Annotated in this window: 8 protein-coding genes and 1 pseudogene; 5 read left to right on the top strand and 4 right to left on the bottom strand. The window is 59.8% G+C overall.

Annotated features, from left to right (window positions below):
- Positions 1 to 94 precede the first annotated feature (94 nt).
- The 4 genes and pseudogenes from EV281_RS28060 to EV281_RS28045 form a co-directional block, all read left to right on the top strand.
- Positions 95 to 559, top strand: a pseudogene (locus EV281_RS28060) (DUF4334 domain-containing protein); the annotation flags it as partial.
- 4 nt (positions 560 to 563) lie between these two features.
- Positions 564 to 932 (top strand): cytochrome c family protein, encoded by a 369-nt coding sequence (locus EV281_RS28055; RefSeq protein ID WP_132657808.1) that lies wholly within the window; start codon positions 564 to 566, stop codon positions 930 to 932.
- 553 nt (positions 933 to 1,485) lie between these two features.
- Positions 1,486 to 1,932, top strand: a complete 447-nt coding sequence (locus tag EV281_RS28050; RefSeq protein ID WP_132657806.1) for an SRPBCC family protein — start codon at positions 1,486 to 1,488, stop codon at positions 1,930 to 1,932.
- Positions 1,933 to 2,058: 126 nt separating this feature from the next.
- Entirely contained in the window at positions 2,059 to 3,117 is a 1,059-nt protein-coding gene (locus tag EV281_RS28045; protein WP_132657805.1) for an adenylate/guanylate cyclase domain-containing protein, read from the top strand.
- Between the two features lie 65 nt (positions 3,118 to 3,182).
- On the opposite strand, the gene EV281_RS28040 is transcribed toward EV281_RS28045, so the two are convergent.
- The 3 genes from EV281_RS28040 to EV281_RS31315 all read right to left on the bottom strand — a co-directional run bounded on the left by EV281_RS28040 (position 3,183) and on the right by EV281_RS31315 (position 13,975).
- Positions 3,183 to 11,678 carry a glucoamylase family protein gene (locus EV281_RS28040; RefSeq protein WP_132657803.1) on the bottom strand — a complete coding sequence of 2,832 codons (8,496 nt, stop codon included), beginning with the start codon at positions 11,676 to 11,678 and terminating at the stop codon, positions 3,183 to 3,185.
- A gap of 400 nt (positions 11,679 to 12,078) precedes the next feature.
- The gene (gene hmpA, locus EV281_RS28035) at positions 12,079 to 13,293 is read right to left on the bottom strand and encodes an NO-inducible flavohemoprotein (protein WP_132657801.1); all 1,215 of its coding nucleotides are present in this window, start codon (positions 13,291 to 13,293) and stop codon (positions 12,079 to 12,081) included.
- Positions 13,286 to 13,975 carry a DUF1971 domain-containing protein gene (locus tag EV281_RS31315; RefSeq protein ID WP_165911975.1) on the bottom strand — a complete coding sequence of 230 codons (690 nt, stop codon included), beginning with the start codon at positions 13,973 to 13,975 and terminating at the stop codon, positions 13,286 to 13,288. The genes hmpA and EV281_RS31315 overlap by 8 nt, the downstream gene beginning before the upstream one ends.
- 103 nt (positions 13,976 to 14,078) lie before the next feature.
- Between EV281_RS31315 and EV281_RS28025 the strand changes: the two genes are divergently transcribed.
- Positions 14,079 to 14,498 (top strand): Rrf2 family transcriptional regulator, encoded by a 420-nt coding sequence (locus EV281_RS28025; protein WP_132657799.1) that lies wholly within the window; start codon positions 14,079 to 14,081, stop codon positions 14,496 to 14,498.
- 30 nt (positions 14,499 to 14,528) lie between these two features.
- Here the strand turns inward: EV281_RS28025 and EV281_RS28020 are convergent, their stop codons facing one another.
- A complete protein-coding gene (locus EV281_RS28020; RefSeq protein WP_132657797.1) occupies positions 14,529 to 15,548 on the bottom strand; it encodes a LacI family DNA-binding transcriptional regulator in 1,020 nt (339 codons plus the stop codon).
- Positions 15,549 to 15,593 lie beyond the last annotated feature (45 nt).

Below are 15,593 nucleotides of genomic sequence, written 5' to 3'. Positions count from 1 at the left end.
CAGCGACAATCACGATGATACCGTCGCCGACGATCGCGACACCAGAATCTCATCCAGATTGTCGCGCTGATCTCATCCAGATTGTCGCCCTACAGTTGAGCCCGTTGAGATGGTCGGGCTTTGGAGAGGAGCCGGTATACCATCAGGGCATCCGCTCGACGGCGTCCTTGAAAACCTCAGATGGTTCGGCAAACGCTTTCATCCTGATATGCGGGCGGACGCATTGCTCTTCCAATGGCGGCCGGGGCGGCTTGTCGCAATCGATCCGCGGTTCGTCCCCATCACGCTTGCGATCAGGCTCTCATCCCTGGGGCGTACCGCCTTCGGCCGTGGTCTGTTTTCCTATTTTCAGAAGGCGTTCCGCGCGCAAGGTACGACGGCTGCCCTGGATATCCGCACACTCGATCAAATCGCAAGCGCTGCCATGGTCTACAACGAGCAGCCGATCGTCGACCATTTCAGACGCGTGAGCGATGATACGTTGGCCGGGATGATGTGCGTGCGTGGTGACGAAAGGCGGTTCTTCTTCAAACTCACGAAGATCGGAGCCCAGAGTTAGGACGATGTGGAGAACAATCGCCCGGGCGATCCTGGCGGCTTCGATTGCGGGCAGCAGTTTCGCTGCAGATGCAGATCGCGGCGCGCGGATATTCCGTTCCTGCGCTTCATGTCACATCGTCAATGACACCAGAAGCACATTTGGCCCCTCTCTGAAGGGTGTCGTCGGACGGCGAGCGGCGATCGTTGGCGACTACGCGTACTCCCCCGCTTTGAAGAAAGCCGGCGAAGACGGGCTTATCTGGAACGAGCGCGAACTGGCGGAATTTCTCGCCAGCCCGAGCAGGAAAATCCCCGGCACCAAGATGCGCTTCTGGGGACTTTGGAATTTCGAGATCGATGACCTCATCGCGTTCCTCAAGGCAAATCCCTAATCTCGACTCACGCCGCACGAACCAAAAAGAAAAGGGCGCTCTACGACTTCATGTCGGAGCGCCCGTGGCTTGTGTCGGCGTCAGTTGCGGCGGAAACCGACATCAGGCAGAAACAGATGACCGGATTCTGAACAAAATGGCAACATCGGCATTTTATGAATGACAATTTGCCACTGTCCGTCCACCTGATTTCCACAGCTTATCCACAGGCTTCGCAACGGGTATTTTAGGACATTCAAACACATAGAATGAGTACCGATCTGTCCCATTCAAACGAGATGTGACTTGCGGATGACACCCGGAATTTCTTCCAGATCCGTGATTCTCAAGGCTGCGACGCGAGGCTACTGTTTCCTTTCTCCTTGAGCGCGGCGGCGGACGCTCGGAGGTGGAGGCGGCAGGCACAGAGGGGTCTGTCGCCTCCTCCAGTTGAAGCCCTTCAGCCTCGCAATTCGAACGCCAGCAACGCGTGGCGCCCTTGCTGCCAGCGATTCTTCTCCTAAGATACACCAGAACGGCCCTCGCCGGTGCAGACCAACCATGGGAGAAAGCAATGCCAGAGGCCCTCGTCGTCCGCCGCGAAACGCATCTTTCCGCCCCGCCCGCTGCTGTCTTCGCTCTGCTGACGGATCCTGAAAAGATCCTGCGCTGGATGGGAACGGAAGCTGAGATCGAACCGCAGCCCGGCGGGCTTTATCTCGTCAATGTCACCGGCGCCCGCTTTGCGCGCGGCTCCTTTCGCGAGGTGGTACCGGTTCACCGCCTTGCCTACAGCTTTGGCTGGGATGGCAGCGAGGAAGTTCCACCGGGTTCGAGCCTCGTCGAGATCGATCTGATCGAGCAACCGGACGGCACGCTCTTGCGTTTGACCCACACAGGCCTGCCCAATGAAGAGCAATGCGCCGGTCATGCCGAGGGTTGGGCACACTATCTCGGCCGCCTGAGCGCAGTGGCAGCGGGACGCGACCCGGGACCGGATATCTTTCATGGCAGGAAGTAACCAGGCTTCCTGCCTCATTGTGACGCCGAATTTATGCGAGATACGGCGTGAGATTGGCTTGCGGCATGCTTATTTGCATTCGTAGCCACCGCTGACATCGGGTAGCCGGTGTGGCATGATCGACATATGGATTTACCCGCCCATCTCGCCTGGCTGATCGATGAGGCTAGCGCCTCATCTGGCCCGGAACAATTCATTGGCGAGCTTGGCCGCCGCTTGGCTGCTGATGGCCTGCCTCTTGCGGGCGGCGCTCTTACGTTTGCTGTTCCTCATCCGATAATTTCACGCCGTACCTGGTTATGGCGGGCGGAGAGCGACACGGTGATCGAGGCGCTCGCCTTTGCCGGCAGCTCTCTCGATAAGGCCGCCGGCGACTGGCTTGCCGGGCTCGGGCCGGTACAGGAAGAGAAGATCGGCCCGGATGTCCGCGGCTTGATGTTGGGCTGGGCGGGGTTACGTCGGTTCTCCCCGGCAGAAGCGGATCGATTGCATCAGGCCACGCGCTTTGCGGCAGCACCTCTTGCGGCTCTGACCGCGCGAACGTCGCTCACAACTCTGCTCGAAGCCTATCTCGGCCGCCGCAGTGCTGCCCAGGTGCAGGCCGGAGCGCTGGGCCGCAGCGGCGGCGAGACGATCCGCGCGGCGTTGCTGTGCGCTGATCTGCGCGATTTCACCGCCCTCTCCGAGGCGACGGAGCCGTCGCTCATGATCGACACGCTCGACGCCTGGTTTGATCGTGTTGCCGGCGCGGTACACGCCTTCGGGGGCGAAGTGCTGAAATTCATTGGTGACGGCGTGCTGGCGATTTTCCCCGTTACCAGCACGCCGCGCGAAGCCTGCGAGGCGTCCCTTCGCGCTGTGGCAGCAGCTCGTGCCGGCATGGCCCATCTTGATGCCGCACGTCGAACACAGGGCCTGCCGCCCCTCCCATTTGGCGTGGCGCTGCATTTCGGCGAAATGCTCTGGGGCAATGTCGGTGCGGCCGACCGGCTGGACTTCACCGCGATAGGCCCGGCCGTCAACCTGGTCAGCCGGCTGGAAGGGCTCTGCAAATCCCTTGGTCATCGCGTGCTGATATCGGGCGCGCTGGCTGCTGAAATTTCAACGAAACTGGTGCCTCTCGGCGAACATCAACTGCGCGGGATTGCAGATCCCTGCGCCGTCTTTACCCTGCCGAGGGATTGATACATGCGGCGACGAGAGCAATCGCTGGGGCAGTGACAGAAGTCGACTGCCCCAACAATGAAACCTCAGGCTGACGTCAGCAGATAACCTTCGTTGAGGTCATCCAGCACATTGCCATTGATCGTCACGGAGTAGCGATCTGCGCCCGCCTTCGAGACGGAAACCTGATATTTCCCGCTCGGTAGATCGAGCTCCGCCGAGAAGCCGTTCCATCCGGCCGGCAGGACCGGCTTGACGTGCAGGCGACCGTTCTCAGAGCGGATACCAAGGATCCCTTCGATTGCCACTCGATAGAACCAGCCGGCCGACCCGGTGTACCAGCTCCAGCCGCCGCGACCCTTGAGAGCGCCTTCGCCGTAGACGTCGCCGGCGATCACATATGGCTCGATCCGGTAAATATCCGCCGAGCTTTTGTCGAGCGAGTGGTTGATCGGGTTCAGCATCTCGAAGGCGCGCCACGCGTCTTCACCCCAGCCCATGCGGGCGAGAGCGAGGACCGCCCAGGTGGCTGCATGGGTATACTGACCGCCGTTTTCGCGCACACCCGGAGGATAGGCCTTGATGACGCCGGGATCGTTGACCGGTTTGACGAAAGGCGGTGTCAGCAGGCGGACGAACTTGCCCTCTTCATCGACCAGTTTGTCGAGAACGGCCTTCATTGCCATAACGCTGCGTTCCGGATTGCCTTCTCCCGACAACACGCTCCAGGACTGGGCGATCGAGTCGATCTTGTCCTCTTCGGATTGGCTAGAGCCGAGCGGCGCACCATTGTCGTAGTAGCCGCGGCGATAATATTCGCCGTCCCAGCCGGCCGTTTCGATTGCACTCTTCAGCTTTTCCAGATGTGCCGTCCAATGGCCGACACGCTGTGTGTCGCCACGGGCCTCGGCGTAGACGATGAAGCGGCGCAGTGCACCGGCCAGGAACCAGCCAAGCCAGACGCTTTCGCCACGGCCAGCCATGCCAACGCGATCCATCTTGTCGCACCAGTCGCCGCTCATCATCAGCGGCAGACCATTGACGCCGGTACGCTTAATCGCGAGGTCGAGACCAAGCGCCGCATGTTCGTAGAGCGATGCGGTTGTGTCGGAAACACGCGGCTGCAGAAAGGCGTCGTACTGCCCGGGGCTGAGTTGCGCGCCTTCGACGAAGGGCAGCATCTCATCCATGATCGCGGCATCACCTGTCGCCGTGCAATATTGATCGAGCGCATAAGCAAGCCACACCGGATCATCGGAGATGTTCGTGCGAACGCCTGCGCCGCTATCTGCCAGCCACCAGTGCTGGAAGTCGCCTTCCGGGAACTGGCGTCGGCCGGTATTGAGGATCTGCTTGCGGGCGATGTCCGGCGAATGCAGCAGGAAGGCGAGCGAATCCTGCAGCTGGTCGCGCAGGTTCCACGCGCCACTCGACTGGTAGAAGGCGGTGCGGGCCATAATGCGGCAGCTATAGGTTTGATAAGGCAGCCAGCTATTGACCATGAAGTCGAGACGCTGGTCAGGCGTCGAAACACGTGTCTTGGCGGTGAAGTTCTTCCAGAAGTCACGCGTCTGGCCAAGAACGTCCTCGAAGCCGATCGAGCGTATGTCCGCGATGAGAGCGGCTGCCTCCTCCTGCGAAGCAGCATCGCCCATGTAGAAGCAGATATCCCGCACTTCGCCGGGCGCAATCGTCAGATCGAAGGCCATGGCTGCCGCCGGATCGCCATCGAGATCGAGCGCATTTGAGAGCCGCGAACCTGCCGAGACGGTGCGCGGCTGCTGGATCGTGCCATGCCGGCCGATGAATTCGCGGCGGCTGGTGGAAACGCTCGACGGAGTTTCGCTTGCGGCAAAGGCAGCGACACGCGTGCCGAAGCTTACGCTGAACGGATTGCTCGCGAAGACCGCTCCACTCTCGCCGTCGAAGCTCGATATGATAAAGGGTTTGCTCTTCGTCGGGTGGTTACCAAGGATCCATTCGGCATAGCCATAAAGACGCAGTTTTCGTGCTTCGCCCGCCTCGTTGCGGATGCGCAGCTGCGTCAGCTTGACTGGCCTTTCCATATGGAGGGTGTGGGTGACCTCCAGGGCGATCTCGTCCTGAACCGTCGAGAAGACCGAGTAGCCCAGACCGTGGCGTGCTTCGAAACGCGTGTTGGACCGCTGGGCCAGCGATGCGTAGGGCACGATGATCGAGCCGCGGTCGAGATCCCTCAGATAGAAGGCTTCGCCCGGCCGGTTGGTGACCATGTCATTGGTCCAGGGCGTCAACTGATGGTCGCGGGAGTTCTGGCTCCAGGTGAAGGCTGCGCCTTCGGCCGAGACATGGAAGCCGAAGTTCTCATTGGCCATGATATTGACCCACGGATGCGGCGTCTGCTCGCCACCCGAGAGGCGCACGACATATTCGCTGCCGTCGGCCGCAAAACCACCGTAGCCGTTCCAGAAGGTAAGGTCGCTGCCGTCGACCGGCAGTGCCTCAGCGGTGTCGCGAACCATTCGGGGCACAAGTGTGGAATCGCCCCACTGGCCAAGCAGTGCAGGCGAACCGGAAACAGACCGGGCCTTTTGCAACTGATCGGTAAGGCTGCCGTCGCGGCCACGCAGCACAACGCGAGAGGCGGCGATGATCGCCTCGTAGGCTTCCGGCGTCATCAAATCCTTGCGCAGGACATAGATATTGCGCTGGATGCCGGCAACCTCGCTGGCATGACGTGCCGCATCGCAGAGTTGGTCGATCGTGCGCTGCATTTCAGCAGCCGCCTCGCCGGCACGCTCGTTGAAGATAACGAGATCGACTTCGACGCCGCGCGATTGCAGGAGACCCTGAGCGCGCAGCAACTCCTTGACCAGATCTGTGCCCAGCTCGTCGGTGATGCGCAGCGTCATCAGCGGTGCATCGCCGGACAGCGTCGCGCCCCAAAGCACGGCCTGCGACTTCAACCCCTCGCGAACCGCCTTGCTGTCGGCACGCAGTGCCATGTCGGGATAGATGATGTAGCGGGCAAACCGCTGATAGGCAGCCGCCTCCTTGGAATTGACGCCGATCTGGCGCAACTGACTTTGCGTTCTCGTCCAGGCCTGAACGAGACCCTGGGCGAAGCTTTCCGGCTGGCGATAGTGCTCCACCGCCGCCTCAAGCTCGCTGCGTTCGGCCGCAGCAATGGTCCAGAAAGTCACGCTGACCTTCTCGCCCGCGGGCACACGAAGCGTACGGCGCAGCGACACGCAAGTATCCATGGTGAAGCCATCGGCGCCCGACAACTTGGTATCTGCGTCGAAGGCGGCGGCTTCGGTCAGGGTGCGTCCGCGCCCGAGGAAGCGCATGCGGTCCGTCTCATATTGCGTCGGGCCATTTTCACCTGATGTATCGACGATGAGCTGCGCGATCGCGACATCAGGATCGGTCAGCCCGCGCTTCTGGCGTTCGACGAAGATCGCATCGCCCTGGGCAGCGATTTCGGTCTTCAGGAACATGCGGGCGAAGACCGGGTGGCCGGTATCGACAATATCCAGGGTGGCGACCGGCTCCATATAGGAGGTCACTTCGATGACGCGATCTTCGGTGCCGGTATTGGTGATCGTCAAGCGGCGGCCTTCGGCGTCATGATCGCTCGCGACGAAGACTTCCATTTCGCTCGTCAGCTCGCCGACGGTCTTGACGAATTCCGCCTTGTCGTCGCTGAAGCTGACGCGGATATGCTCATTGGCAACCGAGCGCGGCTCTGCCGTCGCAGACCACCATTCGTTCGACGCGACATCCCTCAGGAAGATGAACGAGCCCCAGCGGTCTTCGGTCGGATCGGCCCGCCACCGGTTGATGGAGAGGTTTTTCCAGCGGCTGTAACCCGAGCCGGTCGCCGTCAGCATGGTCGAATAGCGACCGTTCGACAGCAGCAGCAATTCGCGTTCGCGCGATGCCGGGTCTTCGAGGCGGCGCACTTCCGGACGCATCAGGTCGCCTTGGATCTTCGCCGGCGCATCGGTCTCGTGCTTGGAGGCCATGACGGGAATGTCGCGCGGCGCCTTTTCCTGCAGCAGCAGTTCGGCTGCTTCGATGACAGGATCGGCGTGGAAGAGTTCGCGCAACATGCCGTCAAAGACGACGTTGGCAACGGCTGCAATCGACATGCCGTGGTGGTGGGCATAGTAGTTGTAGACAACAGCGCACTGCTTGCCTTCAGGCACGCGGCTTGCGGTGAAATCCACCGCATCATGGAAACCGTACATGCCGAGCGCGCCGACCGCCCTCAACCTGTTGAGGTTTTCGAGTGCTGCGACCGGATTATATTGGCTCGCCAGCAGCGAGGCATAGGGCGCAATGACGGCATTCTGGCCGAGACCACGCTTCAGGCCGAGCGTGGGCACGCCGAAATTGCTGTACTGATAGTTCATCTGGTGGTCGCGGGCATTGAAGGCCGCTTCCGAGATGCCCCATGGCGTGCCGAGCTTGCGCGCATAGTTCATCTGTTCGAGGACGATCAGGTTGTTGGTCTGATTGAGAATACCCCCGCTGCGCTCCTGCATGACGAGCGGCGGCATCAGATATTCGAACATCGAGCCGGACCAGGAGACCAGCGCGCCGCGCGGGCCGACCGGAACGACGTGACGGCCGAGCTTGTACCAATGCTCCGTCGGCAGATCACCCTTGGCGACGGAGAAAAGGCTCGTCAGGCGTGCTTCTGAGGCAAGCAGATCGTAGCAGGCGGCATCGACTTCTTCCGTCTCGACCCGGAAGCCGATCGACAGCAGCCGGCGCTCGGGGCGATAGAGGAAGCTGAAATCCATATCGAAAGCGATTTCGCGGGCGCGATTGCCGACGCGGATCAGCCTTTCGCTGATGGCATCCACTTGCGAAGGATCGAAGGCCTTGTCGGTCTGATGAAGTTCGCAGGTCGCCACGAGCTTTTCTGCCCAATGGACAACTTCGTCGCTCTGTGCCGTCTTGACCTCGCGGTCGAGGCTGCCGGCAAGTTCGCGGATTTCACGCGCCTGCCCCGCAAATCGCTCGATCAGCCCCGAAGAGAATTCCTTCTCACGTTTGCCGGTGGCAACTGCCGTTTCGAGATCAGCGATCCTGCCGTCCAACCGATCATGCAGAGAGCGGACCGACTTATTCTCTTCCCGCAGTTCGCCAAGCACCTCGCGGAGAATGGCGGCGACATCACCGATACCGTCGAGGTCGGTATGAATATGGGCAAGCGGAGCCTGACCCCAGATACGGCAGGCGGACGATACGGCTATCAGGTGGCCGGCAAAATTACCGCTATCGACCGACGAGACGTATCTGCGGCCGAGCGGCTTCAGCGTGTCCGTATGATACCAGTTAAAGAGGTGGCCGCGGTATTTCTCAAGCTTGTCGACCGTCTCGATCGTCTGCTCGATACGCCTGACTGCATCTTCGAATGAAATCCAGCCGAAACGGCGAGCCGAAATGACAGACAGCAGGTAAACGCCGATATTGGTCGGCGACGTGCGCATGGCGACGACCGCATGCGGCGTCTGCTGAACGTTATCCGGCGGCAGGTAATGCTGGCCGGGAACAACGAAGTGGTCGAAATAGCGCCAGGTGCGGCGGGCGATCTTGCGCAGCTCGTCGCGGACGTTGTCGGGCACGTCGAGCCGGTCTTCCGTTTCCGCCGTCTGGCTGACGGTCCAGGCGATGGCCGGCGAAAGCACCCAGAGGATGACGAAGGGAAGACCGACCATCCACGCGCTGTCACCGGAAGAAATCGCAAAGAGCAGTGCCAGAATAGCCAGAATCGGAGCTCGCCACATGACTTTGTAGTGGCCGAAGATCGTCGTCTGCGCCATGGCTTGGGCGCTAGCAGCGGTGCGCCACTGCAGCATGAGCTTGCCGCTGATGAATAGGCGGTAGAGCGAGCGAATGATCGCGTCAGCCATGACGCAGGCGGTATCGGCGATGAAGACGATGCGCATCGCCACCTGGGCGTTGGCATTCTCAATGTCTTTCCAGACCGTATGCAGATGCGCCTGCAGGATAATGTCACTGGTGCGCGGAATGATGCCGTTGATCAGCGATAGGGTCGGTGCGACGAACAGGCTGAAAATCAGCAAGATCTGCCAAACGAGCGCACCGAACGGGTCCATCCAGTACCAGCCGAGCACGGATGCCAGGAACCAGGCAATCGGAGTCAGCGAGCGGCGCAGGTTGTCGAACATCTTCCAGCAGCCGAGCGCGGTGACGCCTCGGCGGTCGTCGAAAATATAGGGAAGGAGCTGCCAGTCGCCACGCGCCCAGCGATGCTGACGCGACACCTCGACTTCGTAGCGGATCGGGAAATCCTCGACCAGCTCGCAGTCCGTCACCAAGGCGCAACGCGCCATCGAGCCTTCGAGCAAGTCATGGCTCAGAACCGAATTTTCTTTGATGCGGCCCTTCAGCGAGGCTTCGAATGCATCGACATGATAGAGGCCCTTGCCGGTGAAGGTGCCTTCACCCGTGATGTCCTGATAGACGTCGGAGACGGCAAAGACATAGGGGTCGAGACCGCGATTGACCGAGAAGACGCGCTGGAAGGTAGATGCGTCCTTGCCCGTCGTCAGCGACGGCGTCACGCGCGGCTGAAGCACGCCGTAGCCATCGACGACACGCTGTTTCTTGGCGTCGAAGACCGGGCGGTTGATCGGATGATGCAGCTTGCCGACAAGTTTGGTGACGGTGTCGCGGACGACGCGCGTATCGCTGTCGAGCGTCATCACATATTTCACGTCCTGCGGTACGATATCGGCGCCGGGCAAGAAGCTTGTGTTGGGCTCGCCACGCAGCAGCCTGTTGAGCTCGTGCAGCTTGCCGCGCTTGCGCTCCCAGCCCATCCAGGCGCCTTCGGCAGGATTATACTGACGGCGGCGATGCAGGAGATAAAACCGCTGCTTGCCGTCCTCGGAATAACGCGATGCCAGCTCTGCGATCCGGCTCTTGGCATATTCAAGCACCTCGAGATCGCGGGCATTCTGCTCTTCCTGAGCATCCGGCCAATCGCTCAAAAGTGCGTAATAGATTTCGCCGCGCGCATTGGCGAGGTAATGGACCTCGAGGTTACGGACGAGCTCATCGACATGTTCGCGTTTGCCGATCAGGGAAGGAATGGTGACGAGCGTGCGGGCTTCCGCCGGCAGTCCCTTCTTGAATTCATAGCCGACAAGGCGGTCGGGCGTGATGAAGAAGGTGGCGAAGAAGTTGAAGAGGCCCGTCGCTCCCTCGGATGCAGGAAGTGCGAACATCGCCAGCAGCACAATCGTCGCGAAAAACGGCATGCCGGCATCGACGAAAACTGCATCGGTGATGACCAGCGCCAGCAGCGTCAGGAGCAGCACGGGGACGGCGATTGCCAGCCAGTTCAGCCTGCGGATTACGCGCATGAACCGCAGGCTAAGCGGCGGCCGGAAGCCAATCTCTGTTTCGAGTGCTGCGCGTCCATTGCCAACGAAGTAATAGCCGACATTGCCAGCTGACGCCGAAGGATCCTCATTGCCTGCCTTCGCACGATCGGCCAGACGGACAGCCGCCTCGGCGATATCCATTTCGGTCTTGTCGGAACGCTTCGCGAGCTTTTCGATCTGGCGGCGATAGCTGTTCCGGGAGCCGGAATCGAGCTCGGCATAGTCCGTCTGCTGCCAGAGCAGCTTGTCAATGGTGCTGACCTCTTCGACCCATTCGGACCAATCGGTATCATTGATCTCGCGCAGGCTCTTGATGATGCTGCCCATCAGCGCATTGGCCGCACCAAGTCGGGTCTGCTCGGCCGACATGACGGCTTCGGCATCCGTACCCTTGGCGGCAAGCTTGCTTTCGAGCCAGTTCAGCGCGGCCTCGGTCGGCTCCAGCGCGTTGCGAAGACGATAATGCAGCTGGGTGACGAAAGTCGTATCGTCGAGATTGGCCGTCAGCGTCTCCAGATATTGGGCGGAACCGTCATCGCCGAGCGCAATCGCCTGTGTGGCGGCCGCATTGGCACTTGCGCGCATCTCGCGGCTCTTGTCGATCTGCGTCGCAACACGGCGAAGATTATCGATCAGCACATAACGGACGAGCGAGGGCAACGCCCAGAGCTCACCGATGCGCAGGGTCTCCTTGTCCTGGAACCCTTCCGTAACAGCGGCCATGCCGGCATTGCTGATATTGCTGTGCGCATGCGCCATGTAAAGCCAGGCGAGCGCCAGCGTGCGCGGCACTTCCGTCCCGTCGAGGGTGATCTTGCGCAACTCGCGATAGAATTTCTTCGGAAAGTCGCGACGGACTTCCTGAATCGCCTCTTCGACAATGTAATGGTTGTCGAGCAGCCATTCAGTGGCCGGCGTGATGCTCTCGCCCGCATCGACATCTGCTGCTGCCGCGCGATAGACCCTCAGGATTTCAGCTTCATTCTCGCGATGCCGCTGGAAGAAATCGAAATTCTTGAAACTTGCAACGTCAAGCACTCGGGTTTCCGCAAACTGCGCGGCCTTGTGCCTCAGTTGCTCGTTCGACAGCAGGCGTGCTCGGATGCCGAAATCCGGGTCAGCGGAAGGGGCTTGAACATGCGCGCTCGTCGCGCCCACGACATTCTGAGAGGTCATAGCTCTTTACTCTCTTCTACTGGGTTCGCGTCCGACGAATGCGTACTTGAAGAACTGAATGCGGGCGGCAGCACGAGCGTTTCGAATTGGGCATCTTCATCGCTTTTGAGAGGGAGTTTACATTCAAACGTGGGTTGTTCGAAATGGCGGATAATGGTCAATAGCGACCACAAAATGAACGGGCGATTAATCGGACTGCTCACCCGATAAAATGGCCTCATCGGGGAGCGAAGACCTATCCCAAAGACAAATTTCGCTCGCAATCCGCGTCGCCGCCTCTTCCGATTGATGATGTCAAGGCGGCCGATATAACGAGATCGACCAGGCGAAGCCGGAAGTCGACTTCGCCTGGTCGCGACTCTCCAGATATGCCGGAGTTTAACCTGCTGATCCGACGCCCCTAGGCCACCAGCAATTCGTCGGCCGGGCCGAAGAATTCGTAGTGGATACGATCGCGCGAAACACCGAGGGATAGCAGATCACCGACGATGGACCGCAGGAATGGCCTTGGGCCGCAAATATAGAAATTTGCTGTTTCGATCGATGTGTTCGCTTCCAGCCATTTCGCTGTAATGAACCCATCCTCGTCATGGGAATAGCCGGCGGCATCATTGGCAGATGGTTCGCTATAGAAAGTGCTGACCGAGACTCGCCCATGGCGTTGGGCAAGGGAGCGGACATGCCTGTCCATCGCATGCGTCGAGCTGTTGAGCGCTCCGTGGACGAAATGGGCCTCGACTTCAGGATAATCTGCAGCGATCGCTTCCAGCATGCTGACCATCGGTGTGAGGCCCACACCGCCGGACAAGAGAATCATTTCACTGGTCGGCTCGTCTGGAAGATAGAAATCGCCGGCAGGCGGCGTGGCCTTCAAAATCGTGCCGACCTCGACGTGGTCATGCAGATAGCGCGAGGCGCCCTTGCCGTTTTCCTCCCGCTTGACCGAAATGCGGTAGAAGTCCTGGTTCGGGCCGGATGAGATGGAATAGTTCCGCTTCATCTTGGCGCCGTCAGGAAGGCTGAAATCGAAAGTCAGATACTGGCCGGCACGATGCAGTGCCACCGCCTGTCCGTCGACCGGACGCAGGACAAAGGATGTAACGACATCGCTTTCCTTGACCTTCTCGGCGACCCTGAATTCGCGCCAGCCGTTCCAGCCGCCCGCCCGCCTTTCGAGCTCGGCGCGTATCTGCTCCTCCCTTTCGATTAGGGTGTCGGCAAGGAACCAGTAGGCTTCGCCCCAAGCATTGATCAGTTCTTCGGATGCCGCCTCGCCCAATACCTCGCGGATTGCCGCCAACAATGATTTGGCGACGTAAGGGTAATGTTCTGGCAGGATATGAAAACCGATGTGCTTGTGCGCAATCCTTTCAATGACCGGCACGAGAGGCGCGAGATTGTCGATATTCTGCGCGTAACCGACGATTGCTGTCGCCAACGCGTGTACCTGGGAGCCGTTCTCGCCGTGATTGGCCTGATTGAAAAGCGCCTTGATATGCTCATCTCTGAACAGCCGCCCATACATCGTTTTCGTGATCTCGCTCGCATGGGCGGCAACCGCTGGAGCGCTCTGCTTCACCAGTTCAATCGTGCGCGGCGAAAGTGGTTTAGGCATGTTCTTTCCTTTCAATGCTATCAATGAGGAGAGGGTCGCGATCGAAAAATTCGACCTGAAATTGAACGGGGCCGTCTAGCTGCAGGTGATGTTCGACTTCGGGGAGGATTCGGCCGATGCAATCGGGGCTTAAAGGGCTTACCGTCTGCCCCGTCACCAGACGCATGCTGCCAGCGAGGACGCGAATGAGTGCCCAGGCGCCGGCCTTGACCCGATGGCTTTGGAGAAGTGCGGCTGGCACGGTCACTTCGTCGAAGATCCTTGTCGTCTTGTATGGCTTCAGCGCCAGCGACGCAGACCTTTCGATCCGAAACTCGAGCATCTCTCCCGTCAGGGCCAGGTTCAGCCGCGAGGCAATCCGCCCAGCCTTGATTTGCATCTCCTGCGCGACCGGAAACGGCAGCATCTCATCGGTGGTCTGGCGCCAGATCGAAAGCCAACGCTCGAACATTACGGACTCTATCTTGTCCGCATGGATCAAATGCATCGCGACGGGATTGCCTTTGTATTTTCCTGATGTGAGCATCAGCGAGGACCAGAACTCGGTCAGCCGCTGCAAATGTTCCGGCCAATCCGCGACCACAGCGAAAACCGGGCCAAGCATCGGATCGCGACGAACTTTCTCGTAAAATCGCTCCAGCACCGGGAGGATCTGGCTCTCTTTCAACTTGGCCGCATGCATCGTATCGCTCCGTAATCATGCATCTAGAATGCATGTATACGGAGCCAATAAAAGATGCTATTGCAATGCATCATTTTCTTTCGGGCGTTTTGACGCAGGTGCGATGAAGCTCACACTGTACACCGACTATGCGATCCGCACGATGATTTACCTCGGATCACAGGAGGCAGAAATCTGTTCGATCAAGGAGGTCGCAGAAGCCTATGAGATCTCCCAGAACCATCTGATGAAGGTGGTTCAGGATCTGGCGAGAGCCGGCTTCGTGGAATCGATCAGGGGTAGAAATGGCGGAATCCGGCTCGGCCGTCCCGCGGCCTCCATCAATCTCGGCGATCTGCTCCGACATACCGAAAGCCTGGACGATATTCTTGAGTGCTCTTCCTGCTCCATCAGGGGCGGCTGCGGCATGCCGCCCATTCTGCAAGAGGCGACGGCCGCTTTTATCGGCGTCTTCGATCGGTATAGCGTTGCCGATATCATAAAACGCAAAGACGTGCTGCGGGCCTTCTTTGCCGCGGCATAATCCGTGGCTTCCGGAAGTCCGCCTCCCCCCTCACGTGCTTCCGCGCATTTCGACATGCGGCTCGACCAGCAGATGCCGGGCCTCCTCTCGGCCATCGATGCGACCGAGCAGCATCTCGGCAGCGGTTCTGCCGAGTTCCGCAGCGTTCTGGTCCACACTGGTGAGACCGACAAGTGGGATGGCTGCCATCGGCGAATTGTCGTAGCCGATAATCGCAAGATCCTCCGGAACCCGTATGCCGCTCATGCGGGCGGCATTGATGAGCGGCACCGCATCGAGATCGGACCAGACGAAAACCGCACGCGGACGATCTTTTAAGGCCAGGAAATCATTGATCGCAGCGCGGCGGTCAGCACCGACCAATGGCAAGCGGATGATCCGAGCCTCCAGCCCTGCGGCCTTCACGCCGTCCAGATAGCCCTTCTCGCGCTGAAGCGCGACGATGGTCGGCGGCGAATCGGCAAGATCATAGCCGAGCATCGCAATATCCCTATAGCCGGACCGTAATGCTGATTCGACCGCCAGTTGGGCGCCCCTGCGGTCATCGGAATTGACCGTGTCATAAGTCTGGGCATGCGGCTCGTGATGGGCAATCACGACGATCGGAATCTGACGGGCATAGCGCTCCAGCACCTTGCCCGAAATGCGCGGCGCGATGATCAGCACGCCATCCATACGGTTATCGATCATCGATTCGATCATCGACGCTTCAATCGGACTTGTGGAGCGGCCGATACCAATCAGCGCCTTGAAGCTGCTTTCCGCCAAGGTAGCATTCGCCTCCTCAATGACGCCCGCCAGGAACGGGTTCGACAATTCGATCACCAAGACGCCGACGGTTTGCGTGCGGCCGCGCATGGCGCGCGCTGCGACCGAAGGCCGGTAATTCAGCTTCTCGATCGAGGTCTCGACCTTCGTTCGCAGGATTTCGCTGACGCCGTAGGCATTGCGCAAGACTTTCGATACCGCTGCGACGGAGACGCCGGCATCCTGCGCCACATCGCGGATCGTGACCCTGTCCCTCGTCGCGTTAACGGCCTGATTTTTCATTCCAAATTGCCTCACTCTCAAGTGTCGAGAAATTATAGGCACAAA

It is taken from the genome of Rhizobium sp. BK418, assembly GCF_004341105.1.
In the GTDB taxonomy this organism is placed as follows: Bacteria; Pseudomonadota; Alphaproteobacteria; order Rhizobiales; family Rhizobiaceae; genus Rhizobium.
This window is presented reverse-complemented; position numbering and strand designations above follow the sequence as displayed.

Excerpts from the sequence above, each read along its gene's own strand:
- EV281_RS28055 (WP_132657808.1), top strand. The coding sequence starts at position 564 with ATGTGGAGAACAATCGCCCGGGCGATCCTGGCGGCTTCGATTGCGGGC.
- EV281_RS28050 (WP_132657806.1), top strand. The coding sequence starts at position 1,486 with ATGCCAGAGGCCCTCGTCGTCCGCCGCGAAACGCATCTTTCCGCCCCG.
- EV281_RS28045 (WP_132657805.1), top strand. The coding sequence starts at position 2,059 with ATGGATTTACCCGCCCATCTCGCCTGGCTGATCGATGAGGCTAGCGCC.
- EV281_RS28040 (WP_132657803.1), bottom strand. The coding sequence starts at position 11,678 with ATGACCTCTCAGAATGTCGTGGGCGCGACGAGCGCGCATGTTCAAGCC.
- hmpA (WP_132657801.1), bottom strand. The coding sequence starts at position 13,293 with ATGCCTAAACCACTTTCGCCGCGCACGATTGAACTGGTGAAGCAGAGC.
- EV281_RS31315 (WP_165911975.1), bottom strand. The coding sequence starts at position 13,975 with ATGCATGCGGCCAAGTTGAAAGAGAGCCAGATCCTCCCGGTGCTGGAG.
- EV281_RS28025 (WP_132657799.1), top strand. The coding sequence starts at position 14,079 with ATGAAGCTCACACTGTACACCGACTATGCGATCCGCACGATGATTTAC.
- EV281_RS28020 (WP_132657797.1), bottom strand. The coding sequence starts at position 15,548 with ATGAAAAATCAGGCCGTTAACGCGACGAGGGACAGGGTCACGATCCGC.